Annotated in this window: 21 protein-coding genes; 11 read left to right on the forward strand and 10 right to left on the reverse strand. The window is 46.0% G+C overall.

Going from position 1 to position 24,105, the window contains the following annotated elements; all coding sequences use genetic code 11:
• Nucleotides 1–319 precede the first annotated feature (319 nt).
• The 4 genes from K4039_RS23825 to K4039_RS23840 form a co-directional block, all read right to left on the reverse strand.
• Nucleotides 320–454 (reverse strand): hypothetical protein, encoded by a 135-nt coding sequence (locus K4039_RS23825; protein ID WP_265238994.1) that lies wholly within the window; start codon nucleotides 452–454, stop codon nucleotides 320–322.
• Nucleotides 447–1,325 (reverse strand): carbohydrate ABC transporter permease, encoded by an 879-nt coding sequence (locus K4039_RS23830; protein WP_265238995.1) that lies wholly within the window; start codon nucleotides 1,323–1,325, stop codon nucleotides 447–449. The genes K4039_RS23825 and K4039_RS23830 overlap by 8 nt, the downstream gene beginning before the upstream one ends.
• Before the next feature lie 216 nt (nucleotides 1,326–1,541).
• Nucleotides 1,542–3,005: a CIA30 family protein gene (locus K4039_RS23835; RefSeq protein WP_265238996.1), complete on the reverse strand. Its 1,464-nt coding sequence runs from the start codon at nucleotides 3,003–3,005 to the stop codon at nucleotides 1,542–1,544.
• Between the two features lie 96 nt (nucleotides 3,006–3,101).
• Nucleotides 3,102–5,624, reverse strand: a complete 2,523-nt coding sequence (locus K4039_RS23840) for an ATP-binding protein (RefSeq protein WP_265238997.1) — start codon at nucleotides 5,622–5,624, stop codon at nucleotides 3,102–3,104.
• A gap of 433 nt (nucleotides 5,625–6,057) precedes the next feature.
• On the opposite strand from K4039_RS23840, the gene K4039_RS23845 reads away from it, so the two are divergent.
• The gene (locus tag K4039_RS23845; protein ID WP_265238998.1) at nucleotides 6,058–6,441 is read left to right on the forward strand and encodes a hypothetical protein; all 384 of its coding nucleotides are present in this window, start codon (nucleotides 6,058–6,060) and stop codon (nucleotides 6,439–6,441) included.
• 150 nt (nucleotides 6,442–6,591) lie between these two features.
• Here K4039_RS23845 and K4039_RS23850 read toward each other — a convergent pair whose 3' ends face one another.
• Nucleotides 6,592–7,446 (reverse strand): Hpt domain-containing protein, encoded by an 855-nt coding sequence (locus K4039_RS23850; RefSeq protein WP_265238999.1) that lies wholly within the window; start codon nucleotides 7,444–7,446, stop codon nucleotides 6,592–6,594.
• A 399-nt stretch (nucleotides 7,447–7,845) separates the two neighbouring features.
• Nucleotides 7,846–8,772, reverse strand: coding sequence for a DMT family transporter (locus K4039_RS23855; RefSeq protein ID WP_265239000.1), 927 nt, complete (start codon nucleotides 8,770–8,772; stop codon nucleotides 7,846–7,848).
• A gap of 401 nt (nucleotides 8,773–9,173) precedes the next feature.
• Here K4039_RS23855 and K4039_RS23860 point away from each other — a divergent pair, with 401 nt between their 5' ends.
• On the forward strand, nucleotides 9,174–9,974 hold the full coding sequence (locus tag K4039_RS23860; RefSeq protein WP_265239001.1) for an SDR family oxidoreductase: 801 nt from the start codon (nucleotides 9,174–9,176) through the stop codon (nucleotides 9,972–9,974).
• A 181-nt stretch (nucleotides 9,975–10,155) separates the two neighbouring features.
• Here the strand turns inward: K4039_RS23860 and K4039_RS23865 are convergent, their stop codons facing one another.
• On the reverse strand, nucleotides 10,156–10,965 hold the full coding sequence (locus K4039_RS23865) for a calcium-binding protein (protein WP_265239002.1): 810 nt from the start codon (nucleotides 10,963–10,965) through the stop codon (nucleotides 10,156–10,158).
• 108 nt (nucleotides 10,966–11,073) lie between these two features.
• Between K4039_RS23865 and K4039_RS23870 the strand changes: the two genes are divergently transcribed.
• The 6 genes from K4039_RS23870 to K4039_RS23895 all read left to right on the forward strand — a co-directional run bounded on the left by K4039_RS23870 (nucleotide 11,074) and on the right by K4039_RS23895 (nucleotide 19,262).
• On the forward strand, nucleotides 11,074–12,054 hold the full coding sequence (locus K4039_RS23870; RefSeq protein ID WP_265239003.1) for an ATP-binding cassette domain-containing protein: 981 nt from the start codon (nucleotides 11,074–11,076) through the stop codon (nucleotides 12,052–12,054).
• Nucleotides 12,055–12,234: 180 nt separating this feature from the next.
• Complete coding sequence (locus K4039_RS23875) at nucleotides 12,235–13,023, forward strand: ABC-2 family transporter protein (RefSeq protein WP_265239004.1); 789 nt, start codon at nucleotides 12,235–12,237, stop codon at nucleotides 13,021–13,023.
• Between the two features lie 166 nt (nucleotides 13,024–13,189).
• A complete protein-coding gene (locus K4039_RS23880) occupies nucleotides 13,190–13,495 on the forward strand; it encodes a four helix bundle protein (RefSeq protein WP_265239005.1) in 306 nt (101 codons plus the stop codon).
• A 294-nt stretch (nucleotides 13,496–13,789) separates the two neighbouring features.
• Nucleotides 13,790–16,339 carry a nitrite reductase large subunit NirB gene (gene nirB / locus K4039_RS23885; protein ID WP_265239006.1) on the forward strand — a complete coding sequence of 850 codons (2,550 nt, stop codon included), beginning with the start codon at nucleotides 13,790–13,792 and terminating at the stop codon, nucleotides 16,337–16,339.
• A 159-nt stretch (nucleotides 16,340–16,498) separates the two neighbouring features.
• Entirely contained in the window at nucleotides 16,499–16,858 is a 360-nt protein-coding gene (gene nirD, locus K4039_RS23890; protein ID WP_265239007.1) for a nitrite reductase small subunit NirD, read from the forward strand.
• Between the two features lie 307 nt (nucleotides 16,859–17,165).
• Nucleotides 17,166–19,262, forward strand: coding sequence for a HEAT repeat domain-containing protein (locus K4039_RS23895; RefSeq protein ID WP_265239008.1), 2,097 nt, complete (start codon nucleotides 17,166–17,168; stop codon nucleotides 19,260–19,262).
• Nucleotides 19,263–19,466: 204 nt separating this feature from the next.
• On the opposite strand, the gene K4039_RS23900 is transcribed toward K4039_RS23895, so the two are convergent.
• Together K4039_RS23900 and K4039_RS23905 are read right to left on the reverse strand one after the other, a co-directional pair.
• Nucleotides 19,467–19,883, reverse strand: coding sequence for a hypothetical protein (locus K4039_RS23900; RefSeq protein ID WP_265239009.1), 417 nt, complete (start codon nucleotides 19,881–19,883; stop codon nucleotides 19,467–19,469).
• A 226-nt stretch (nucleotides 19,884–20,109) separates the two neighbouring features.
• On the reverse strand, nucleotides 20,110–20,238 hold the full coding sequence (locus K4039_RS23905) for a hypothetical protein (RefSeq protein ID WP_265239010.1): 129 nt from the start codon (nucleotides 20,236–20,238) through the stop codon (nucleotides 20,110–20,112).
• 25 nt (nucleotides 20,239–20,263) lie between these two features.
• Between K4039_RS23905 and K4039_RS23910 the strand changes: the two genes are divergently transcribed.
• The 3 genes from K4039_RS23910 (at nucleotide 20,264) to K4039_RS23920 (ending at nucleotide 23,008) form a co-directional block, all read left to right on the forward strand.
• Entirely contained in the window at nucleotides 20,264–22,033 is a 1,770-nt protein-coding gene (locus K4039_RS23910; RefSeq protein ID WP_265239011.1) for a S8 family peptidase, read from the forward strand.
• Entirely contained in the window at nucleotides 22,030–22,251 is a 222-nt protein-coding gene (locus K4039_RS23915) for a hypothetical protein (RefSeq protein ID WP_265239012.1), read from the forward strand. Before K4039_RS23910 ends, K4039_RS23915 begins: the two co-directional genes overlap by 4 nt.
• A 412-nt stretch (nucleotides 22,252–22,663) precedes the next feature.
• The gene (locus K4039_RS23920) at nucleotides 22,664–23,008 is read left to right on the forward strand and encodes a hypothetical protein (RefSeq protein ID WP_265239013.1); all 345 of its coding nucleotides are present in this window, start codon (nucleotides 22,664–22,666) and stop codon (nucleotides 23,006–23,008) included.
• Between the two features lie 185 nt (nucleotides 23,009–23,193).
• Here K4039_RS23920 and K4039_RS23925 read toward each other — a convergent pair whose 3' ends face one another.
• Nucleotides 23,194–23,982: an SDR family oxidoreductase gene (locus K4039_RS23925; RefSeq protein WP_265239014.1), complete on the reverse strand. Its 789-nt coding sequence runs from the start codon at nucleotides 23,980–23,982 to the stop codon at nucleotides 23,194–23,196.
• Between the last annotated feature and the right edge of the window lie 123 nt (nucleotides 23,983–24,105).

Raw genomic sequence — 24,105 nt, forward strand, 5'->3', positions numbered from 1 at the left:
CCGCTCTTTCTTTTTCCATATCTTTCTGTGGCATTTGTAAGTTATTCATTTTTTTATTGTCACAATCAATTATTGCATATAATTATATCATAATAAGTGTAGATAATGATTTAGGATTGCTATAGTTTAATAAATGTGAAGTTAAAGGGCTTGCAGCCAATTTGCAGGAGTTGTGCTATTGACGAAAGTTAATTAGTTGTGTTAGAGGGGTGATGAGTAGGGTTGGCCGACAAAACTTGCGAGACATACTTAATCTTACTCCAAATCTCACAGCTTTGTCATTGGTTATTTGGCTTAATATTTAAGAGACTCGGCGGTTTCAACCGCGTCTACACAAACAAAACCCGGATGGTGCGCGGGTTGAAGAATGGGCGGTTTCAACCGCCGTCTTATCTTCTTCCTTCTTCCTTCTTCCTTCTTCCCTCTTCCTTCTTCCTTCTTCCTTCTCAATCATTGCGAGTCAAACCCTGAAGGCTAACTTGCAGAATCGACAAACCCAAAATCATCAAAAATAACACTAGGGCGATCGTACAAGCATAACCAATTTCCAAATCCTTAAAAGCCCGTTCGTAAAGATAATAAACAACAGTCTTAGAACTATTGCGAGGGCCGCCCTGAGTCATGATATAAACTTCTTCAAAAACCTTAGTAGCAGAAATCGCCGAAATCACCGCCACCAAAACTAAATAAGGCTTCATCAGCGGTACAGTAATATCCCAGTGTTTCCGCAAACCTTCCGAACCATCAATCGCAGCAGCTTCGTAAAGTTCTGCCGGAATAGATTGCAGCCCAGCCAAATAAATTACCATGTAATAACCCAAGCCTTTCCAGATAGTAACTGCCATCACGCTAAAGAGTACCACCTTCGGGTTAGCCAGCCAAGAAACCGGAGGTAAACCCAACAATTCCCCGAACTGATTCAGCAATCCAGTCTCAGCAAACAGCCACTTCCAAGCAATCCCGGCGACCACCATCGAAATCACCGCAGGCGTGTAGTATGCTGCGCGGAACCAGTTCATCCCCCGCAGCTTTTGATTGCACAAAATGGCCATTCCCAGCGGTAGAACAACCAATATAGGCACTACACAGATCAGATACAGCAGCGTATTGGTCAAAGTTTGCCAAAAAGTGCGATCGCGCCACAGGCGATCGAAATTCTTCAAACCCACCCACTGCGGCATTTGAGTTAAATCGTATTCGTAATTAGTAAAACTCAAATAAAAAGCTTGCACCGCCGGCCACAAAACCGTTAAAGTCAAAATAAACAAAGCCGGAAACAAAAACAAATAAGGCGTCGAATATCGTCGGAAGAAATTTAGATACATAATAATCTGTAATTAGTAGATAAGACGGCGGTTGAAACCGCGCCTACACAAACGATGTCCGCCTCCGCGGACGGTCGAAAACAATGTAATTGCATTCGCCGTATTATCTGATTCTTCAACCCGCGGAGGCGGGTTTTGTCTGTGTAGACGCGAATTCCATTCGCCGTCTTCAATTCGCCGTCTTCAATTCGCCGTCTCTTCAACCGCCGTCTTATCTTATTTCAACCCAGAAAACAAACCCTCCCAATCTCCCGAAGAACGAGAATTTTCCCCCTCTTTTACCTCAAATGTCACCTTACAAGCCTGCGGTTCTTCCAAAGCTTGTACGCACAACTCTGCAATATCTTCCCGGCTAACTTTACCCCGAATATTGTCTCCTTGCTCGAATATCAAAGCTTTGCCGCCCGCTTCTTCAGTCAAAGCACAAGGTCTGACAACAGTATAAGGTATGCCGCTCGATCGCACGCAATCCTCCCCTTTCAACTTCCAAGTCAAAATTCCCCCCAACATATCATTCATCCTGACAGCCGGCGGTTCCTCCTCCAAAATAAGTCCTGGGCGGCCAGGGCGCGTAACTCCAGCCGAACTCACCATCACAAATTGCGGTAAATTCTGCCCGCCATCAGCTTTAATAGATTCTAATTGCAGTTGAAAAACGCCCGGTGTAAATTTTGGATTCAGCCCGCCGTCATATTCAAACTTACTCAGCATTAGCTGAAAAGAATAAATACTACTAGCATCAAATTTCGAGCCATCTTTGACAGTTTTTGCCCGGAATACTGGAATTAACTTATCGAAGGGAACGGTGACAGTAATCCACGTATTGTAAACAGTATCAAACGAATAGCAATAGCCAATACCATCCCATTTAGCCTCGCTACGCACAATCAACTTGTAGCGCTTACCATCCCCTTTGACGCGCAGCAAGAGGCCGCTAAATCCTGCGAGATTGAGGGGAGAATCGAAGTTTCGGGTGCGGACGGAAGCAAAGCCGCCGGAGTTGGCGGTGGAAACATTGCCGGTGAAGATGGCTGTACTGTCCGTAAGTGCGATCGAACTTTCGCTAGTGCCGCCCATCACAACATCGTCGAGAGCACCCCAAGTTTCTTTTAAATCTTGGGTAGGTTTTGTGAAGTCAAAAATGATTTTTTCGCCTGCTTTAACAAGCTGGCTGCGAACAGCTTGCACTAAATTATTCAGACCTTTGTATTCCACAATTTCGGGAACATCCACAACTTCCGGCATATAAAACTTGATGCCTTGATAGTATTTTTCCCTCGTTGGAGTGTCTCCTTCTACAGGTTGAACTTTCGTGCCAGTGCAGCAGATAACTGCTTCGATGCCCTCAGTTACTAACGGCGTTAGCGTCTCGGCGAGAGTAATATCTCCTTCGACTAATTCAACATTTTTGCCCAGAATTTCCGTTGCTCTTTTTGTATCTCTAACAAGGCAGCGGACTTGATATCCCCGCTGTTGCAATCGCTTGACAACTCGCTTTCCCACGCCACCGGTGGCACCGGCTACGAGTACGAGTTTGGGTTGGTCTTTTTTCTGGTTGCTGCTGCTTCCGAACAGTTGTTGCAGCCAGCTAATGCTGCCAATGAAGGGAATAACGCCGAAATAAGCCAAGGTTTTGACAAATCTGCCGGCATCCCATTGGGCGGTATTTTTTTCTGTCACAGTCGCTTCCTCAGAATGGGATCAAATCTACTTAGCTGCTTTTGTATTTTAATCGAATTTTCGATTTGTGGATTTGGGCTATGAGCGCACTTTTTTTCATTTGACAATGGGTTTCCGATGAATTTGGCTTAAGGGAATCTCAATAATCAACTCGGTTCCCTCTCCGGGGGCTGAAATGCAGATCAATTTGCCACCGTGTTGTTCTACCACAATTTCGTGGGAAATTGTCAAACCTATTCCTGCACCTTTACCCACCGGTTTTGTGCTAAAAAACGGCTCAAATATTTTCTTGCAGACTGTTTCTTCCATACCCCAACCGTTGTCCTTGATCCGAACTGCTACGGCTTTTTCTCCCGGACAAACTTCAGTCACAATCTGAATTTGTCCGCTCTTGGCTGGCTCTTCTTTGCCCCTGCGGTGCGACGATAAGTGCTTGTTGACAAAGGCATCTTCTAGGCTATCAATTGCATTTGCCAGTACATTCATAAACACTTGGTTTATCTCAACTGCGTAACACTCAACCAAAGGCAGAGAGCCATATTCTTTGATGAGATGAATTGCAGGGCGATCGGGCTTCGGTTTGAGTCGGTTGCTCAGAATCAACAAAGCGCTGTCCAATCCGTCGTGAATGTCAACTGGTTTAATCTCTGCTTCGTCAATTCTAGAGAAATTTCGCAGCGACTGAACTATCTCGCGGATGCGGTTAGCTCCTACTTTCATTGAACCCAACAACTTCGGTAAGTCTTCAACTATAAACTCTACTTCTGCTGCTTCTATTTCTCCTTGAATTTCTGACGAAGGCGACGGATAGTGCTGAGCGTAAAGCTGCAATAAATTGATGAGTTTTTCGCTGTATTCGTTGGCATAGGTTAGATTTCCGTAGATGAAGTTAATCGGGTTAGTGACTTCATAGGCCACCGCCGCCACCAACTGTCCCAAACTTGACATTCTTTCGCTTTGCACCAACTGAGTTTGCGCGCGCTGAAGCTCTGACATCGCTATTTTTAAATGAGCCGTTTTTTCGCGCTCTCTGGCGATTGATGCTTCTAATGCTGTATTTAATTTGTTGAGTTTTTCTGCTTGGCGCAGCACTATATTAATCATTGCTTTTTTAAATTCCAATGCTGCCTCTATTTCGCATTGTTTCCAAGGCAATGATTGGCAACTCACATTTTCTTTCCACAGCTCGAAGGATTTGCGAGGAGACAGTCTGGGGCTGCCATCTTCATCTATTTCAACTTGTTTTTTGGGGTTTCCAGCCCAATTCACGGTCTGAATTACTTCCGGGCGAAACCACAAAACATATATTTTTTGAATTGGCGATATTGCTACGGCTAAACACCCGCTGACTGTCTCTTTAAATCCCTCAGCTTCTGGATAAAATTTGATCAGCGAGTCTGTATAAAATATTTCTTTTGTGAGGTTTGTTTGCACCCACTTAGTTAAGTATTTGAGAGATTCTCCTTGAGGTGTTTTTCCGACTAGATAGCAATTTTCTCCAAATATTATTGCTGCTCCCTGGGCGTTGACTGCTTCCAGCAAATTGTGCTGGCATTTACCGAACACTTCAGACAAGTTTTCGGCGGTGGATATGTCTTCAAAAATCTTGGTTTGAATGGATTTTAAATAAAGTTTATAGTCGTAGTCTTCGTTTCCTTCTTTTGATTGCAGTTCTAAGGACATTACTTGTCCGATAAATTCGCAGGCGGCGCGCACTTCATAGTTGAGGTATTTTGGTGTATAGTTGTGGCAAGCAATCAATCCCCACAGTTTTTGATCTTTGATTAATGAAATTGACATCGAAGCTGCCACGCCCATATTTTGCAGGTATTCTATGTGAATGGGAGAAACGCTTCTCAATACGCAAAAACTGAGGTCTACAGGTTCGTTGGTAATAGAATTGTTGCCGGATACGAGGGGAACTGGTTGATAGTTAATATCGGGAATCAACCTCAACCAATTTAATGAATACAGTTTTCTTGCTTGTTTGGGAATATCTGTGCTGGGGTAGTTTAATCCTAAGAAAGGAGTCAGGTTTTCTGTTTTGTCTTCGGCGATGACAGCGCCGTTGCCATCGGGATCGAATTGATAGACCATTACTCTATCAAATTTGGAAATTCTTCTGATTTCTTTTACAGTTTGTTGACATAAATCTTTGAGAGTTGTGGCGCTTTGAATTTGGCTGACAGTGGATCTCACTGAATGATAAAAACTAAAAATCGAAAGATTTTCTGTGGTAGTGGATAATTCTAATTCTACCATCAAAAATCCTTCTAATCGGTGGATAATGCAGTCAAATTCTAAAGATTGGCCGGCTTTTTCGACGGACACTTTAATGGGATTGACGGTTTTTAAGTTTTCCTTTTCCAAACAGGCAGTGAATTTTTCGAGCTGAGCGCGATCGAATAATAAGCTCAAATTTTTACCGATCGCACTTTTGGCATCAAAGCCTAACAAATCTTGCGTATTTTCACTGACTTGCAGTATTTCTAGTTCAGGTTCTCGCACCACAAGTAGCACGCCGTGCGGCTGAATATGCCCTGATATGTGAATGGGTTCTCTGTCGCAGTTGGTCAAGTCAACTTCTGCGAGTGCTGGGATTGTGATTTGTCGATCCATTGTGTCTATTTCCCGCTGTAAAATTTTGAGAAGGTTCTATCGATTTGAGATTTGAGTTCAAATTTGCTTTTCAATAATCTCATCTGAGAATCAGCGAGTCGAAAATGATTGAGTCGCAAATCAGCCTACCCTTGTGTTGCAGCTCGACTGGCCCCAGCATTCTAGATCTTTTTACGAACTTAGCTCTTCTATTCGATCGCTCCCCAATCTTAATTATTGCAGCAATTGTTGCCATTTTTCAATTAGTTTTAATAATATTTCACAAAGTTAATATTTGTGGTAAACTTTTGACAGGGAGAAAAAGGAGGAGAGAAATGTGTCTTCAGACCGGCAGACTGACGAAAATATTAAGTTAAGGTAAGGGTGACAAGATATAAAAGTCAAGTCACGTTAAACTATTTAAGTATATCCAACAGGCCCGACAATTAGACTGATGCTCGACTTCAATACAGTTACTGAGTTTTCTCATACCTACTGCATAGGTATCTGTGCTTTTTTAGTTCCGGCAAACTTGCTGACTACTTTGCTGACAGGGATTTTGACAGGACTAAACCGACCTCGAATCGAAGTTTGGGCGTCTGTGGTTGTGGCCAGTCTTTGGGCTACAGCAATGTTATTTCACGTTTTTACCTGGTTTGCGATCGGCGTAGTAATGCTTCCGACATATATCTTGTTAGCGATGGCAATCACTTGTCTGGCTATCAATATCTGGGCGGTGGCGCATCCTGACAGCATGATGCAATTAATTCGAGTTGCGGTATCAGCTTTTAGGGAATTTGTGAGAAGAAGGAAGGAAGTTCGGCAACGGATTGTGTAACGGATTTAACGAATTTTAGGAAGTAAAATTTTAGCGATCTAGGATAGAAATTGGTAGCGAGAAACGTGAAAAATATCAGGGATAATATTAGTTTTTACTAAAGTATTCCCTGGTTCCAAATATTAGTTCGGAGTCCTAATTTTATACTGGTTATTCTGGTTCGTGATCGCGACATTCTTCATCTTCGGGGCCGCCCGGATGGATCGTGCAGTTGAGCAGGTGGCCGCCATCGCTTCTGCCATAATAGTAGCGGCATCCGGTGCAAATTGCGGGACGGGCGATCGCACTTCGGTAAACCGGATAATCGGCAGCCAGCAGCGAAAAGTCACGCTGCGTCTGAACAGTCCCGATCATCGCGCCTGAAAGTTCGACAGCTTGGCGGATGTTTTCGATCCTGGTGTAAGGTGGTAGGTAAATGTCAATATAAAGGCGTATGCCCTCGCCTTCGTACTCGTGGCGGGTAATATTGCCTCCGAGCAAACCGACGTGCGACGTAATGGCGGAGAAAAATTCCGCTGCAAAGGTGCAGTAACCGGAGAAAAGGTGAATGTGTTCGTCGGTTACTGCTCTCAAAGTCAGGCGAGTAGGAATCAGCACTCTCAGGTAAGCATCGAGTTCGTCAAAAACCGGTTCGGCGAGGAAAAGCATCTGGTTTGCGTCTTCGTGGTTGAGTCCAAAACCCTTAGAAACCTTGGACACGAGGGCTGCTAAAATATCAAAAACTTGGGTTAATAGCGATTGTAGTGTGCTATCAATGGCGATCGGACATTCTCTGAGCAGTTTTAAATAATCTTCCAAGCGATGGGCTATGCGCTGAATGCTGCTAAATCCCAGCATAGCTGCTCCCCCTTTAATCGAGTGCGAGGCTCGGATGAGCTGGTTTATGCTTTGGGGAGCTTGCATGGTGTTTTGCAGGCCCTGCAAGCCTTGTTCGATGATTTGAATGTGTTCTGTGGCTTCTTCTAGAAAGTAGCCGATGATGCGCTGTAGTTGTTCTGGTAGCATAATTTTATTCTCCGAAAGGCACCCGAATATTATTAGTTATTAGTCATTGGTCATTAGTCATTAGTCATTGGTCATCTTGCCCGCTCGCGAAGTCGAAGGGTGGTCATCAGTCATTGGTCATCAGTCATTAGTCATTGTCATTAGTTATTAGTTATTAGTCAGACATTTGATAGTTTTGATTGGATATTTAAATGACGAGTTATTGGCAGCGTATCAATGGGTGCTTTTGTATGAGTGCGAACGTCCCCGCTCGCTAGATATGTAAACAAGCCAGCGGAGACGCTCGCACTGAAAAACGCTTTTTACATTCATTTATATGCTACCCACTTATTTGTATTTTTTAGATCTAATCTTTTTTATTCTGACTCACGCCAACTGTAGTGGCAAGGCTGAGAATTGTTAACTGTTGACTGTGCTTTTTTTAGCTCCGAGGGTAGCGGTTGCTACGCCAAACAGCAGTATCGCAGCACCTGCGAGTACCGCCGGCGCGGGCACTTCCCGAAACAGCAAATAACCAAAAAAACTCGCCGCTACCGGTTCAAACAAGATGGCAAGAGTTACTATAGTTGGGGAAATTTGCATTACTGCCCAGTTTAAAATGGTGTGGCCGACTAATTGAGGCAAGGCGGCGGTTAACAAAATATAAAAATATACAATGTGCGGATAACCGGTATAACTGATGCCGAAGGCGAGGGGGAGAGGGAGCAGGACGATCGCACTAACAGTATAGGCGATCGCGATATAACCGCCAATTCCCAGTCCTCGCCGCTGAGCTTCCCGCCCCAACAGCAGGTACAAGCTGACAGCCCAGGAACCAGCCAGAGCCAGGAAATCGCCTAGGAGTTTACTGCTACCGGCACTTTCTGCGCCCCCACTCCCCAGGGCGATCGCCATTCCGCCTGCAAGCGCTATAGTAATGCCAGCGATCGACATTTTGCTGAGTTTTTCGCCAAACCAGAAGCGCGACAATAGCGCTATCCAAACGGGAGTTGTGGTGACGAGGGCTGTGGAAGCCGCAATCGAAGTATAAGAAAGTGAGGTAATCCAGAGAGCAAAGTGCAGGGCGAGACACAAACCAGCCGCCGCAGCATACCGCCGAGCTCCCGGTTGTAAGGCTTTCCACTGAATTTTCTGCCAAGCCGGAAGCAGAATTAAGGAAGACAAACTCAAGCGAGATGCGGCGAGTATCAGACTGAAACCGAGGCCGCCCGCGCCTGCTTCCATGTTCGCCAGCCGAATTAAAATCGAAGAGGTTGAGACTGCCAAAACGCCGATAATTAACAATAGGGCGATCGACCAATTCTGCGGTTGTTTAGGAAAATTCATTTGTTCGAGAATTGGTAAGGGGAAATTGGAAATTGCCGAAAATAAAATTTATATAGCAATTTTCGCACAATTCTGAACTAGACTTATTGCATAAATTTTGGATGAATAGGTCAATCGCAGAGGCAAGGCAGATCAACGCAGATCAACGCAGATGCGTTTCAAGAAGAGCGAGGGAATGAATTCAATTCAACTCTACTGTTGATCTTGCCTTCTCTTCTCCTCTTTTCCTTCGTGTCCTTTGCGTCTTCGCGGTTCGTTTTTAAAAGCCCGCTCGCCAATATTTAAAAGTTGTTATATTCAAGAGAAACTATTAATATAGAACGCGCCCAAAAATACTTGGCATCTGTTATAGTTCCAATACAGCAGGAAACAATCTCCTCACTTACAAATTATAACTATCTATGGCTCCTACAGTTTTGATTACAGGCGCTTCTCAAGGAAGCGGCAAAGCAACGGCACTGTTATTTGCTAGCAAAGGTTACGATGTGGTGATGGTGGCTCGCGAGCCAGAGAGATTGGCAGCAGCAGCGTCTCAGGTGCAGCGTGAAGGCACTTCCGCTGTCCCTATTGCGGGGGATGTAGGCGACATTCAACAAGTGCGGGCGATCGTCCAAAAAGCCCTAGATGTGTGCGGAAACATTGATGTTTTGGTGAATAATGCCGGGATTTGTCTTGCGGGGGCGATCGAGCAAACCACCTCCGAAGATTGGCAGCAATTAATGAATACCAATTTTTGGGGCTGCGTTAACACAATTCAAGAAATCTTGCCACATTTTCTCGAGCGCAAAACCGGTACAATCGTCAATGTGGGTTCTATAGGCGGCAAAATGCCCTTGCCTCAAATGACCGCTTATTGCGCCAGCAAATATGCAGTAACCGGTTTAACAGAAAGTTTGCGATTGGAATTAGCGCCCCAAGGTATTCACGTTTGCGCCGTACATCCGGGCTTGATCAACAGCGATTTTTTGGAAGGAACTCAATTTCGCGATCGAGACGAACCAGCAGTCGAATTGCGCCGCCAACAAATGAGCGAAATGTTGAAATCTGACTGGGCTTCTCAGCCGGAAGATATTGCTAAAGCTATCTGGGATGCTGTCAAGAATCAGCGTGCAGAAGTTACCGTCGGCCCAGCTTTTTTTGCATCGGAAGCCTATCGATTATTCCCCGGTTTGATGCAGTGGGCAATGGCAAAGAGTAATTAGTCATTAGTTATGAGTCATTAGTTTGTAGGGTGTACACTGCGCACCGGTTGACTTTGTAGCTAACTAATCTTAGAGAGCGCTTCGGGGGAAAACTATTGAGTAGGCGATCTTCACATTCAGCCCTCGATCGCACCCTATAATAACTAAAGCCGGTGCACATTGCGCACCCTACACCTACCAATTAAAGCAAAGAACTAGCATTAACCAAACGATCGGTTAAATCCGCAGGTGTCACATTCAACACAGTACCCAATAAAGCATTAGTAACACCGAACCTAATATTAGTAGCTTCCACACGACCGTTGCCATCTGGATCGAGACTTTGCTGCGAGATGCCACCCTTGCCTAACAAACTCGTTCCCCCCGATATACTTGCAGGATCGATCAGCAGCAGTCTCGGATCGTTCAAGCTATAATTTACCTGTTCAAAAGAGATATTGCTGCTGGTAAAAGCTGCACTAATTCCGATCGAATCACTAGATTTATCAAAATCCACAATTACCGCGTCAGGAACTTCATTCCCAACCAATCTAATTCCCGCTTGATCGACTCGAAAAACAAAGACATCGCTCCCAGCACCACCTTTGTAAATATCCACATCTCTGTCGCCAATTAAAGTATCGTTACCGTCACCGCCAACTAACAAATCAACACCTTGTCCCCCGCGTAGCAAATCATTTCCCGCACCGCCATCAAGGAAATCGCTATTTCTATCCCCTGTCAATAAATCGTCACCAGTTTCTCCCAAAAGATCGTCATCATCTTTGCCGCCATAAAGAGAATCACTGCCGGCGCCGCCTAACAGACTGTCTTTACCATCGTTGCCGAAAATCCGTTCTGCATCTGACGAGCCCCTGACAGTATCATTGCCGCCCAGCATCCAAACTCCCCCAGGAAAACTAGCAAGTTGTCCCGGTGCAAGTGTAATATTTTCAGCAGAATTGTCTCCTACCAAACGAGAGATGCCTGAATTATCGGGGGTGAGTACCATAGTTGTAAATTTTGTGTAATGCGATCGTGGATATCTTACAATTATCTCCATCTTGGCACAAGCCGATCGCAAAATCGCAGATTAAAATAAAAGTTAAAAGTTAAGCCAATGCCAATTATCTTAGTTAAAGACTTAAGTAAGGTTTATCCCGTAGCGATTAAGGAACCGGGACTGAAAGGAACTATGCAGCACTTTTTTAAGCGCACTTACCGCAATATCAAAGCAGTTGAGGGCGTTTCTTTCAGTATTGAACCTGGGGAAGTGGTGGGGTTTCTGGGCGCTAACGGTGCGGGAAAAACAACGACGCTGAAAATGCTGACTGGTTTGATTTATCCGTCTGGTGGTACTGTCAGTGTGTGCGATCGTACTCCTTTCCGCCGCGAAGCAGATTTTCTGCAAAGAATCACCCTAGTCATGGGGCAGAAACAGCAGTTAATTTGGGATTTACCCGTGCTCGACTCTCTGCGAATCAATGCCGCAGTCTACGGCATTCCCGATGCAGATTATCGGCAGCGAATCGGAGAATTGACAGAAATGCTGTCACTAGAAGGCAAGTTAAATCAGGCGGTACGAAAGCTGTCTTTGGGGGAACGCATGAAAGCTGAATTAATGGCGGCGCTACTGCACCACCCGGAGGTATTATTTTTAGATGAACCGACTTTAGGTTTGGATATCAACGCACAGTTTAGTGTCAGGCAATTTCTGCGAGAATATAACGAACGCTATCAAGCAACGGTGCTTTTGACAAGTCACTACATGGCTGACATTACTGCTTTGTGCAAGCGCGTTTTGTTAATCCATGAAGGGCAATTAATTTATGATGGCAGTTTGGACGGATTGCTCGACAGGTTTGCACCTTATCGGGAAGTTCAAGTAAAATTAGCTAATCCGCTGGCAAAAGATAGCGCTTTTGGTTACGGCGAGGTAGAATCAATTGAAGGTGATTCAGTGCGGTTTTTGGTAAAAAGAGAGGAGCTAACAGGGAGCGTCTCGAAGATGTTGGCGGAGTTAGAAGTAATAGATTTGACTGTTACTGATCCGCCAATTGAAGAGGTTATCGGTCGAGTTTTTCGCACCGGAAAAGTGTAATTAATGCGAGCGCTTTGGTGAATAAAATTAACCACAATTCTTGTAGGGGCGGGTTCACAAACAATCTGTAATTCACATCCAGAATATAAATAAACCCGCCCCCACCCATCGACAGAATTCGATCGCCGGGAATTCAATGTGCACGATATAAGTATAAATTTACATGATTTGATACGCTCTATGAAAAAAATCATCAGAATTGCTAAAACTTTGCTGATTACCTACTACGCTTATATGGTCGAATACCGGGCGGAATTGCTTTTATGGGTTCTGTCGGGAGCTTTGCCGTTTATCTTGATGGGCGTGTGGATGCAAGCGGCTCAAAATGGGCAATTTGGGCTGAATTCGATCGACTTTGCCCGTTACTTTTTAGCAGCTTTTATCGTCAGACAAACAAATGTTGTATGGGTGATTTGGGAGTTTGAAAAACAGGTAGTGCAAGGGACTTTATCTAATAAGTTGTTGCAGCCTTTAGATCCAGTATGGCATCACTTCGCGTCTCATGTTTCCGAAAGGTTTGCAAGGGTGCCTTTTGTATTCGGATTGGTGCTGCTATTTTTTGCACTTTACCCGCAGGCTTTTTGGCTGCCGAGTTTGGGCAGGTTTTTGTTGTTTGTGTTGGTTCTCGTCTTGGCTTTTTGCTTGCGGTTCCTGATCCAGTATACCTTTGCGCTGTTTGCTTTTTGGATCGAGCGCGCAAGTGCGATCGAACAATTCTGGTTTTTGATTTACCTGTTTTTATCGGGACTTATTGCGCCACTAGAAGTGTTTCCCGCACCCGTGCGCGAAGTAGTTTTGTGGACTCCGTTTCCTTATTTAATTCATTTTCCCGCTTCAATTTTGATAGGATTACCCGTAGATATTGGCCGCGGTTTATTGGTGATGCTGGGTTGGGGTGCGCTGTTTTTTGTGTGGAATCGCTGGCTGTGGCGGCAGGGTTTAAAGCAGTATTCGGGTATGGGAGCTTAAACAGTTGACAGTTGACAGTTGACAGTTGACAGTTGACAGTTGACAGTTGACAGTTGACAGTTGACAGTTGACAGTTATCAGTCATTGACAGTTGACAGTTGACAGTGGATAATGGATATTTAGGGAACAATATCTGGTGCTATCAACTATCAATTATCAACTGTCAATGACTGATAACTCACCACTAAAAAATAAATCTTTTGCCTTTGCCCTCCGAACGGTTAACCTATATAAATACTTGTCTATCAATAAAAAAGAATATGTATTGTCGAAACAACTACTACGATCTGGAACAGCTATCGGTGCATTAGTTAGAGAAGCCGAACAAGCCGAAAGCAAAGCCGATTTTATTCATAAACTAGCTATTGCCCTCAAAGAAGCCAACGAAACAGAATACTGGATATTGCTACTTCGAGAAACCGATTATCTCACTCCAAAAGAAAGCGAATCAATCTTAAACGACCTAAAATAACTCCTAAAACTACTAACCAGCATCATCAAAACAACCAAACAAAAACTCAATAACAGTTGACAGTGGACAATTGACGATTGACACTGGACAGTGGATATTTAGCGAACAATCTCCGGCGCTGTTAACTATCAACTGTCCACTGTCCACTGTCAGCAGACATCATGCAAAAATGCGATCGCAATCATTCAAGAATTGCATAAAAATTAATTTTTTGTATCCATACATACAAAAATTTACAAAAAAGTCTTCTATTAATAAAGCCAAGGACTGATAAATGAGATAAAAGAGATTCTAATGACAGCCAAAAAAAACCTGATTGTAATCGGCAATGGCATGGTAGGTCACAAGTTCCTAGAGTTAATGGTAAGCTCGGATGCTGCCAAAGACTGGAATTTAATTACTTTTTGTGAAGAAGCGCGCGTTGCTTACGATCGCGTAAACCTCAGCGGATTTTTCTCTGGCAAAACAGCGGGAGATTTATCTCTAGTTGCACCAGGATTTTATCAAGAAAATGGCATTGAAATTCATATCGGCGACAAAGCAGTCGCTATCAATCGGGAACAAAAAACAGTCACTTCTGCCAATGGTTTAGAGGTTCCCTACGACAAAATTGTAATCGCCACAGGTTCCTATCCATTTGTGCCACCCATCAAAGGCAAAGATGCTACGGGAACTTTTGTTTACCGGACAATTGATGACTTGGAGGCGATGTCAGATCATGCTAAAAATTGCCAAATTGGTGTAGTAATCGGTGGCGGTTTGTTGGGTTTAGAATGCACGAATGCTCTGCAAAATATGGGATTGAAAACTCATGTAGTTGAGTTTTCGTCGCGGCTGATGCCTGTACAAGTTGATGAGGTTGGTGGCGCGATTCTTCGCAGCAAAATCGAAGAGTTGGGGGTTTCGGTTCACACCAGCAAATCTACAACGGAAATTGTCAGCGAAAATGGCAAAGTTACTAAGATGCTGTTTGCTGATGGTTCGGAATTGGCAACGGATATGATTGTGTTTTCTGCTGGTATTCGCCCGCGCGATGAAATTGCTAGAACTTCTGGGATAGAAGTAGGAGAACGTGGTGGTATTGTGATTAATGATAGCTGCCAAACTTCTGATTCTGATATTTATGCGATCGGCGAATGTGCACTTTATCAAAATCGCATCTACGGTTTAGTCGCGCCTGGGTACACAATGGCCAGCGTCGCCGCCGATATTTTGGGCAGTGCAGCGGATGACGGCACTAGCACTTTTACTGGTGCGGATATGTCCTCGAAACTTAAACTTTTGGGCGTGGATGTTGCGAGTTTTGGTGATGCTTTTGCCAAGTCTCCTGATGCTAAAGAAATTGTGGTTGCTGACACTTTCCAAGGCATTTACAAAAAATTAGTTTTAAATCAAGACGGTAGCCGGATTTTAGGCGGAATTCTCGTCGGAGATGCTTCTGCTTACGGCACTTTGCTGCAATTCATGCAAAATGAAATTGCTCTCCCGCCACATCCTGAAGATTTGTTGATGCCGCCGCGCGAAGGGGGATTACCTGCGGGTTTTGGTGTGGAGAGTTTGCCTGATTCGGCTCAAATTTGTTCTTGTAATAATGTCAGCAAGGGGCAGATTTGTGAGGCGATTCGCGATAGTAATTTAACTGATGTTGCCAGCGTCAAGAAATGCACTCAAGCTGGTACTGGTTGCGGCGGCTGCGTGCCTTTGGTGACGGATATCTTTAAGTCGGAGATGAAGAAAGCCGGGTTTGCAGTCAAGAATCACCTCTGCGAACATTTTGAGTATTCCCGTCAAGAATTGTACCATTTGGTGCGCTCTCAAGAGCTGAAAAGCTTTGAGGAGTTGATGGAAAGACACGGGAAAGGTAAGGGCTGCGAAATTTGCAAGCCTGCTGTTGCTTCGATGCTGGCTTCTACCTGGAATGACCATATTTTAGAGAAGTCTCATGTCGGTTTGCAAGATACGAATGATTACTATTTGGCAAACATTCAACGCGACGGTACTTATTCGGTGGTTCCGCGTGTACCGGGTGGAGAAATTACGCCGGATAAGTTGATTGTTTTGGGAGAAGTTGCTAAGGATTTTGGGCTTTATACTAAGATTACTGGGGCGCAACGGATCGATTTGTTTGGGGCGCGTGTGGATCAGTTGCCCCTAATTTGGCGCAGGTTGATCGATGCGGGATTTGAGTCGGGACACGCTTATGGCAAGGCTTTGCGGACTGTAAAATCTTGTGTTGGTAGCACTTGGTGCCGCTTTGGGGTGCAGGATTCGACGAGTTTGGCGATCGAGGTTGAATTGCGATATCGCGGTTTGCGAGCTCCTCACAAATTCAAGTCTGCTGTTTCTGGCTGCACTCGCGAATGCGCGGAAGCTCAAAGCAAGGATTTTGGAATTATTGCGACTGAGAATGGTTGGAATTTGTATGTGTGCGGCAATGGCGGGATGAAGCCGCAGCACGCGGTTTTGTTGGCGGCTGATATTGATCAGGAAACTTTGATTAAGTATGTCGATCGCTTTTTAATCTTCTATATTCGCACGGCCGATCGCCTGGAACGTACTGCTACATGGTTTAATAAGCTTGAGGGCGGGATTGAATACCTGAAACAGGTGATAATTGAGGATTCTCTGGGCATTTGTGCTGAGCTAGAAGCGCAGATGGAACATTTGGTTAATACTTATCAATGCGAGTGGAAAACGACGATTGAAGACCCGCAAAAGGTGCAACGATTCCAGCATTTTGTGAATTCCGATTTGCCAGATCCGAGTATTGTTCGTGTTGAGGAACGGGGACAAACTCGCCCTGCTTATGAGCATGAAAAGGCTCTGGTTGGAGTTTCGGAATAGTAAAATCCCCGATTAGAGTCGGCGGTTGAAACCGCCCCTACACAAACGATGTCCGAGCGAGCGAGGGACTGAAGAAAATCTCTTTCCCAGGCTCTGGCTGGGAATGAATTCCCGGAGGCAGAGCCTCCTCAAAATTGTATTTAATTAACAGGAAAAAAAATGGTTCAATCATTACAAGTTACCGAAACTGTGACAACTTGGGTAGATGTATGTTCCCTGGATGCGATCGCCCCGAATACAGGTGTTTGTGCTTTAGTTGCCGGCCAACAGGTGGCAGTTTTCCGGGTGGGAAATGGGGATGAAGTTTATGGTTTGAGCAATTACGACCCGTTTAGTAAGGCTTTTGTGTTGTCGCGGGGACTTGTGGGCGATCGCAGTGGCACTCTGAAAGTTGCTTCTCCGATTTACAAGCAGAATTTTAGCTTGGCTACTGGGCAGTGTTTGGACGATGAAACAGTAACAATTCCGACTTTTAGGGTTCGGGTGGCAGGCGATCGCGTCCAAGTAGCTGTTACCTAAATTCAACGCCCCAATTGTTCGAGATCCATCCGCCAACACCTAACATTCCGATTCGGTGCTGGCGGATTTTGCATTGGGGGCGATCGAGCCAGTAGTTTTGGTATAAAATATAGATGCAGACGGCGGTTGAAACCGCTTCTTGTCAAACGATGTCCATGCCAAGCGAACTGAGAGAGATAACGTATTTCAACCACTCGGTCTTCAACCCGCAGGCGAGTAGGTGTTGTGTGTGTAGAAGCCGTTTCAACCGCGAGCGTCTTCTTTCGGATTTTCAATGGAAACAAACTTTAGGGGGTAGGATATCAGTATGTTGTTAAAAAAACTTGTTTCCGAAAATAATCCCCAGACAGTGGCAGAGTTAATCGACGCACAACTCAAAACAGCTCAATTGACTGGGGCACAACTCAAAACACAAGTTTTCGGCCAGCACTGGCGAGACGAATCTTTGCACGAATTCCTCCGAGAAATCGCAGCTAAGCTCGACCAAAAAACAGCGGGCGAAATTATAGAATATTTGATCAGTCAAAACGGTCAACAAGAAAAATTTATTAATTTATTTTTAGCAGCAAAATGCCTGTCAAAAGTCAAAAATGGTATCAATGAAACCACAGAAAAAAAACTGTTAAACGCTTTAAAAAAGCTATCGCAATACGGCACGGTTTTCCTAATTCTTTATCAAAGCGCTGAAGAATTGCAGGAAACTTATCAAATTCGCTATCGATCGATCGCCGCGATCGCCCAAACTTGGAAAAACGACCCGCAAACGCTGCCCTGGTTGAAAATACTGGCACACTCCAGCGACAGCGGCGAAGTCCGGGCCACAGCAGTCAAAGCCATAGCCCGCGGTTGGCCCGACGAGCCTGAAATTTACCTGATGCTCAAAAACCTCGCCAAATTCGATCAAAACTGGGCAGTGCGATCGGCCGCCATCCGAGAAATGGCTTCTGGTTGGCCCTCTAACAGCGATACTTTGCCACTGCTGGCGGCCCTGGCTCAGTCCGATCGCAGTCCGGCAGTCCGCACCTGTGCACTGGAACAGTTGGCATCTAATTGGCGCGATCGCACAGATACCTTGCTGCTGCTGAGAACCGCTGCCGAATCCGACGAAAATTTGGGAGTGCGAGTCGTAGCGTGGCAAGAAATAGCTAGAGGTTGGCACAGCGTTTTAGGCACGGCCTCCCAGCTCAAAAACCTTGCCCACACAGGAAGTTCTACCCTGCGAACAGTAGCGGTGCGGGAATTGGCAGCAGGCTGGCCCGCCGATGCTGAGGTTTGCTTACTGCTGAAAACCCTAGCCACCTCCGACAGCAGCGAAGAAGTGCGCACAGCAGCGATCGAAGAATTAGCCTCACGAAAGGGGCCGGGCGAACCAGACATTTACCCGCTGCTGACAAGTCTCGCCGAGTCCGACCAGAGTTCCACCGTCCGGCAGGCAGCAGTCCAAGGAATTGCCTCTGGCTGGCCATCTAATCCGGCAACTCTGGCTTTTTTGCGAAATATAGCTACGGGAGATCGCGACGCCGAACTGCGCGAAATAGCCCTGCAACAGATTGCCGCAGGTTGGCCCGACAGCCCCGATACATTGCCCCTGCTGCAAAAAATTGCTGCCTCAGACGATTATTGGACTGTGCGGCAAGTGGTAGTTGTAGCCGCAGCCACTTTACCATCAGCCAGTCTCGAAGTCTTTGAGTGGTTGAAAAATCTGGCTGAATCAGACAGACACATCAACGTCCGAGAAACTGCGGTGGAACAGATAGCAAGAGGCTGGCGGCATCGGGGCGAGACGCTGCCTTTTTTCAAACAACTGGCGGAGTCGGAACGGGATGCTCACTTGCTGAGCGTGCTGGTGCGAGAGATAGCGCGGGGATGGCCAGAAGAGCCGGAAACCTTGGCTTGGTTGAAAATTCAGCTTGATGCTGGAGATGAGGAGGTGCGGGAAGTGGCGGTGCAGGAACTCGCTCGCAACTGGCCTTCGGGTGCTGAAACTTTGCGGATTCTGGAGGCTAAAGCAGAGGGCGATGAGAGTCCGGCCCTCAGACAAATCGCTTTGCAAAAGTTAGCGCGGGGGCGGACAAATGAGCCTCAAACTTTTGAGTGGCTGAAAATTCGGGCCGCGCAGGATGAAGATTCTCAGGTGCGGGCGATCGCCCTGGTAGAGTTAATCCGGGGATGGAAGGACGAACCGGGAATGTTTGAGTTTTTGCGCCAGAGAGCTCTTACCGATCCCTGCAATCGCACAGGTTCTTTTGCTTACAATCCCCGGTTTACAGCACTCGAAGCAATTGTCGAACATTATCCCGAAAATGCGGAAACTTTGCCGCTGGTGCGATCGCTCGCAGTTACGGATGCAGACGAGCAAGTGCGGGCTTTAGCGGGCCGCAGGTTGGGTAGCGAAGACTGGTAATTCAGTTGACTGTTGACTGTTGACTGTTGACTGTTGACTGTTACCTCTACCTGGAAGGAAGAGGATTGGAGTAATGAATAGTCTGATTTTAATTTCTCTCTACAAGGGTTCCGGCTTTAAACCAATTCTTTCTGGTAATTAGTCATCAGTCATCAGTCATTAGTCAAAACAAAATGATTCAGAAGTTGTGCTGATTGGATGATTTCAGAGGAAGCGCTGCAATTCCTGCTGCAAATACTTTGCCCATTTAGTCGCTAGAGGAATTTCGGTAAAAGGAACCTGCACCGCCGCAGCATCTTTCAACAAAAACTCTAGCACGATCGCACTTCCAGAATTCGGTGGCGACTCTAAATCAACTGGCTGAGAGTTGACTAACAACCGCAGCGACTGTACATTTTTCAAAGAAAAAGTTTGCAAATTCACAGGCCCGCTGCGAGTAGGCTTTCCCCAAGTTAAACTATCTTCTTGCTGACCGAGTACAGCATAAATATCGTACTTTGCCTTAGCGAATTGTTCCGCCCAGACGCGATAAGCTTCCAGTTTTTGATACTCGTTCCATCCAGCCCAAGCCATCCCGATAAAAATTGCCAGCAGTGGCAGCCACATTAAACCTCTTTCCATGCAATATCCTTTTAACAGTTGACAGTTGACAGTTGACAGTTGACAGTTGACAGTGAAGTTTTTAAGCTGGGGATTTAAGCGCCAGCCTAAAAACAATTTACCTAAAGATGGGGGCTTAAATCCCCTGTGCTTTGGATTAAAAAAACTCGCTTGTTCTGTTTGCCATCTACTCTAATAATACAATTGATTGAACTCTGCAAACTTGCTCGGCAATTTAAACTAGAAATTATACCAATTTGCGATCGCGCGGGCAGCCACCGCCACCACACACCAAACGCCCGCCCGCGAGTTTGACCTGAGCCACAACCCAGAAAACTGGCGATCGCAGTGAAAATTCGGTTATTGTGGTGAACAAGCCTTCCCTCAACGGACGATCGGCAATGAAAAAAATTTTCCTTCTGTGCTTATTTTTAATCGGGCTCGGCTGGGCAATTTCTAATTTCCCAGGACTTGCTACTCAAGGCACTTACGACTCGATTGTGCTGGATTTCCGCGAAGATATCGGTAATCCTGAGGTTGCAAAACGAGTAGAAGAACTCGCCCAGCAGTACCAAATCGCACCGCAACTCAACAGTGAGTTTTCTAAAGAGGATAATGTGTATGTTGTCAAGGGCGATCGCACTTTGCTAAACGCCCTGAGAAAATCAAAGTTGGCTAAAGATACCGAATACATTGAACCGAACTACATTTACAGCGCTTACGAGATTCCCAACGACCCCATGTATACCAAGCAGTGGAATCTCCGCAGCATCAACGTAGAATCGGCTTGGAACGAAACAAAAGGCAGCGGCACAACAGTAGCGGTAATTGATACCGGCATTACTCCCGTCGCCGACTTAAAAGAAACCAAATTTGTACCGGGCTACGACTTTGTAAACGATCGCGCCGAAGCCTACGATGACAACGGCCACGGCACTCACGTCGCGGGTACTGTCGCCCAATCAACTAACAACAACTACGGCGTCGCAGGCATCGCTTACGAAGCAGCTTTAATGCCGCTGAAAGTATTAAGCGGCAGCGGCGGCGGTACAGTTTCCGACATTGCCGAAGCAATTAAATTTGCTGCTGATAACGGCGCAGATGTCATCAACATGAGTTTAGGCGGCGGCGGCGAAAGTCAATTAATGGAAGAAGCGATCGACTACGCCCACTCTAAAGGCGTTGTGATCATCGCAGCCGCCGGCAACTCCGGCGACAGTTCGGCATCCTATCCCGCCCGCTATCCCCACGTCATCGGCGTTTCCGCCCTCGGCCCCAACGACGAAAAAGCTGGTTATTCCAATTTCGGCGCGGGTGTTGACATTTCAGCCCCCGGTGGTTCTGAACTAGGCAAAATTCTCCAAAGTACGATCGACCCAGAAACGGGCGCCGAAATCTTTGAAGGCTACCAAGGCACCAGCATGGCTGCTCCCCACGTCGCCGGCGTTGCAGCCCTGATTAAAGCCTCCGGTATCACAGAACCAGACCAAATTCGCAGCATACTCTTGCAGTCCTCGCGAAATGTCACAGAAGACCCCTTAAACCATTTTGGTTCGGGACACCTAGACGCAGGCGCAGCAGTTCAGCTAGCCCAGCGCGGACAAATCAACTTCCGCGATTTCTTCCGCTGGGTGCGCGATAACGGCTATCTCAACCCTCGCTTCTGGATCGACGGCGGTGCAGTCGCCCTGTTGCCAAAAATTGCAATGGTGCTCGGTTCTTACCTGCTGGCTTTCATTATGCGGAATTATTTTCCGTTCCAGTGGACTTGGGGCTTTTCCGGCGGCTTGATGGCTGGAAGTTCTGGGTTCTTTTTCCTCCGCAACTTGTTTGTATTTGACTTGCCGCAGTGGCCGATGAGAATCATGGGCAGTTCTATTCCCGAACTCGGCGGTGCAATTAACGGTAGCAGTATGCTGAATCCCTTGTTTGCTAGTGTTTTGATTCCGGGGATTTTGATTGTTTTGCTGTTGGGACATCAACAGTGGAAGTGGATTGCGATCGCAATGTCGATCGGCTTTGCTAGCTGTTTAGCAGTGAATGCTGTGATCTCTCCCGCAGTCTGGGGATTGGGAACTGGTTTAATAGCACAAACATTCTTAATTGTCAATGCTTTATTGTGTTTTGGATTGGCACATTTGGCACTTAAAACAGAGGCGCAGTCAGCATGAGTATTACTGTCAAAGGCAAAATTGAACGCCAAGGATTAGGCCCTGGTACCTGGGCTTTGGTTGGCGAAGATGGAGAAACTTATGAACTTAAGGATGCTCCTTCTGATTTGAAAAAAGATGGTTTAAAAGTCAGTGTCAAAGGTATAGTCCGCAAGGATGTGATGACTTTTGCGATGATCGGCCCGGTGCTTGAGGTGCAGTCCTTTGAAGTCTTGTAGCTCGATCGACTAATCCAGCTTTCGATCAAAAAAAACCCCGGCCTTCATTGGCTGGGGTTTATTAATCAGGGTGCATCTACTAATTTAATGTCCGGCCAGACAGCACCTCATTCAGGAAAGTTTGGCAGAATTTGCGATAATTTTTGGCGGTGCGATCGACAAAAAAAAACCCGGCCAAAATTGGTCGGGAGTTAATTAATCAGGGTGCATCTACCAACTAAGCTTCCTGAGAATTCCAGCGGAATCCGGAAACTCACCTCAAATTTTTTCAGCATCAGCCTTAACACAAAAAAAACCCGGCCAAAATTGGTCGGGAGTCAATTAATCAGGGTGCATCTACTAATTTAGTCTCCGATACCACCGCACCTCTTTCGGGACAGTTTCGGAAAATTTCGGGAATTTATGGCTGGATGTGCGATCACTCAAAAAAAACCCGGCCAAAATTGGTCGGGAGTTAATTAATCAGGGTGCATCTACTAATTTAGTCTCCGGTAGCACCCCACCTCTTTCGGGACAGTTTCGGAAAATTGCGGGAATTTGCCCATCCAGTGCGATCGACAAAAAAAACCCGGCCAAAATTGGTCGGGAGTTAATTAATCAGGGTGCATCTACTAATTTAGTCTCCGGTAGCACCCCACCTCTTTCGGGACAGTTTCGGAAAATTTGCGGGAATTTATGGCTGGATGTGCGATCGCTCAAAAAAAACCCGGCCAAAATTGGTCGGGAGTTAATTAATCAGGGTGCATCTACTAATTGAGTCTCCGGTAGCACCCCACCTCTTTCGGGACAGTTTCGGAAAATTTGCGGGAATTTATGGCTGGATGTGCGATCGCTCAAAAAAAAACCCGGCCAAAATTGGTCGGGAGTTAATTAATCAGGGTGCATCTACCAATTAAGCTTCCTGAGAATTCCATCGCCATCCGGAAACTTACCGCTGAAAACTCAAAACTCTTTTCGATGAACCAGAGTTGCGGTAGCTTGGTCTGTCGGAACTAGCAAGACTTCGCTAATATTGACGTGGGGCGATCGCGTGGCGCAAAAATATACTACATCGGCTACATCATCCGCCGTCAAAGGTGTAAGTCCTTGATAGACATTCTTCGCCTTGTCTGAATCGCCGTGAAACCGGACATTGCTAAATTCTGTTTCCACCAAACCCGGTTCTATTTCCGTCACCCGCACCGCTGTTCCCAAAAGGTCTTGTTTCAACCCTTCAGAAATCGCTCTCACCGCTGCTTTGGAAGCGCAATAAACACTACCTTTCGGGTAAGCTTGGCGGCCTGCTATTGAGCCGATATTCACTACGTGGCCGCGGCCTCGGCTGACCATTCCCGGTACGATGTAGCGAGTCATGTAAAGCAAGCCTTTCACATTGGTATCAATCATTTCTTCCCAATCTTGAAAGTTGCCTTCGTGCAGTTTGTCTAAACCGCGGCTCAATCCGGCATTGTTAATCAGAATATCGATGTTTTTCCAGGCATCGGGGAGCGCAATTATCGCTGATTCGACTTGCGGGCGATCGCGCACGTCCAATTCTAGCAAATAAATATCGTTCGCCGATGCGACCAATTTTGCCTCTACAAGTTCGCTTGCCAGTCGATCGAGCTTTTCCAGACGGCGGGCTGCTAAAATTAGTTTGGCTCCACCTTTCGCGAATATCTTGGCGCAGGCTGCTCCAATACCGCTACTCGCACCCGTAATGAAAACAATTTGATTTTGGATAGAAATCATTTTTTGTCAGTTGTCAGTTGACTGTTGGCTGTTGACTGTTGGCTGCTGTCAGTTGTTAGTTGACTGTTGTCAGTTGTTAGTTGACTGTTGTTCCCAATTCCCAATTCCCCATGCCCCATGCCC

Origin of the sequence: Lyngbya sp. CCAP 1446/10 (genome assembly GCF_026130175.1) — a bacterium.
In the GTDB taxonomy this organism is placed as follows: Bacteria; Cyanobacteriota; Cyanobacteriia; order Cyanobacteriales; family Microcoleaceae; genus Microcoleus.

Bases quoted from the DNA above. Each gene is read 5' to 3' on its own strand.
- K4039_RS23825 (WP_265238994.1), bottom strand. From the start codon at position 454: ATGATTGAGAAGGAAGAAGGAAGAAGGAAGAGGGAAGAAGGAAGAAGG.
- K4039_RS23830 (WP_265238995.1), bottom strand. From the start codon at position 1,325: ATGTATCTAAATTTCTTCCGACGATATTCGACGCCTTATTTGTTTTTG.
- K4039_RS23840 (WP_265238997.1), bottom strand. From the start codon at position 5,624: ATGGATCGACAAATCACAATCCCAGCACTCGCAGAAGTTGACTTGACC.
- K4039_RS23845 (WP_265238998.1), top strand. From the start codon at position 6,058: ATGCTCGACTTCAATACAGTTACTGAGTTTTCTCATACCTACTGCATA.
- K4039_RS23850 (WP_265238999.1), bottom strand. From the start codon at position 7,446: ATGCTACCAGAACAACTACAGCGCATCATCGGCTACTTTCTAGAAGAA.
- K4039_RS23855 (WP_265239000.1), bottom strand. From the start codon at position 8,772: ATGAATTTTCCTAAACAACCGCAGAATTGGTCGATCGCCCTATTGTTA.
- K4039_RS23860 (WP_265239001.1), top strand. From the start codon at position 9,174: ATGGCTCCTACAGTTTTGATTACAGGCGCTTCTCAAGGAAGCGGCAAA.
- K4039_RS23865 (WP_265239002.1), bottom strand. From the start codon at position 10,965: ATGGTACTCACCCCCGATAATTCAGGCATCTCTCGTTTGGTAGGAGAC.
- K4039_RS23870 (WP_265239003.1), top strand. From the start codon at position 11,074: ATGCCAATTATCTTAGTTAAAGACTTAAGTAAGGTTTATCCCGTAGCG.
- K4039_RS23875 (WP_265239004.1), top strand. From the start codon at position 12,235: ATGAAAAAAATCATCAGAATTGCTAAAACTTTGCTGATTACCTACTAC.
- K4039_RS23880 (WP_265239005.1), top strand. From the start codon at position 13,190: ATGACTGATAACTCACCACTAAAAAATAAATCTTTTGCCTTTGCCCTC.
- nirB (WP_265239006.1), top strand. From the start codon at position 13,790: ATGACAGCCAAAAAAAACCTGATTGTAATCGGCAATGGCATGGTAGGT.
- nirD (WP_265239007.1), top strand. From the start codon at position 16,499: ATGGTTCAATCATTACAAGTTACCGAAACTGTGACAACTTGGGTAGAT.
- K4039_RS23895 (WP_265239008.1), top strand. From the start codon at position 17,166: ATGTTGTTAAAAAAACTTGTTTCCGAAAATAATCCCCAGACAGTGGCA.
- K4039_RS23900 (WP_265239009.1), bottom strand. From the start codon at position 19,883: ATGGAAAGAGGTTTAATGTGGCTGCCACTGCTGGCAATTTTTATCGGG.
- K4039_RS23910 (WP_265239011.1), top strand. From the start codon at position 20,264: ATGAAAAAAATTTTCCTTCTGTGCTTATTTTTAATCGGGCTCGGCTGG.
- K4039_RS23915 (WP_265239012.1), top strand. From the start codon at position 22,030: ATGAGTATTACTGTCAAAGGCAAAATTGAACGCCAAGGATTAGGCCCT.
- K4039_RS23925 (WP_265239014.1), bottom strand. From the start codon at position 23,982: ATGATTTCTATCCAAAATCAAATTGTTTTCATTACGGGTGCGAGTAGC.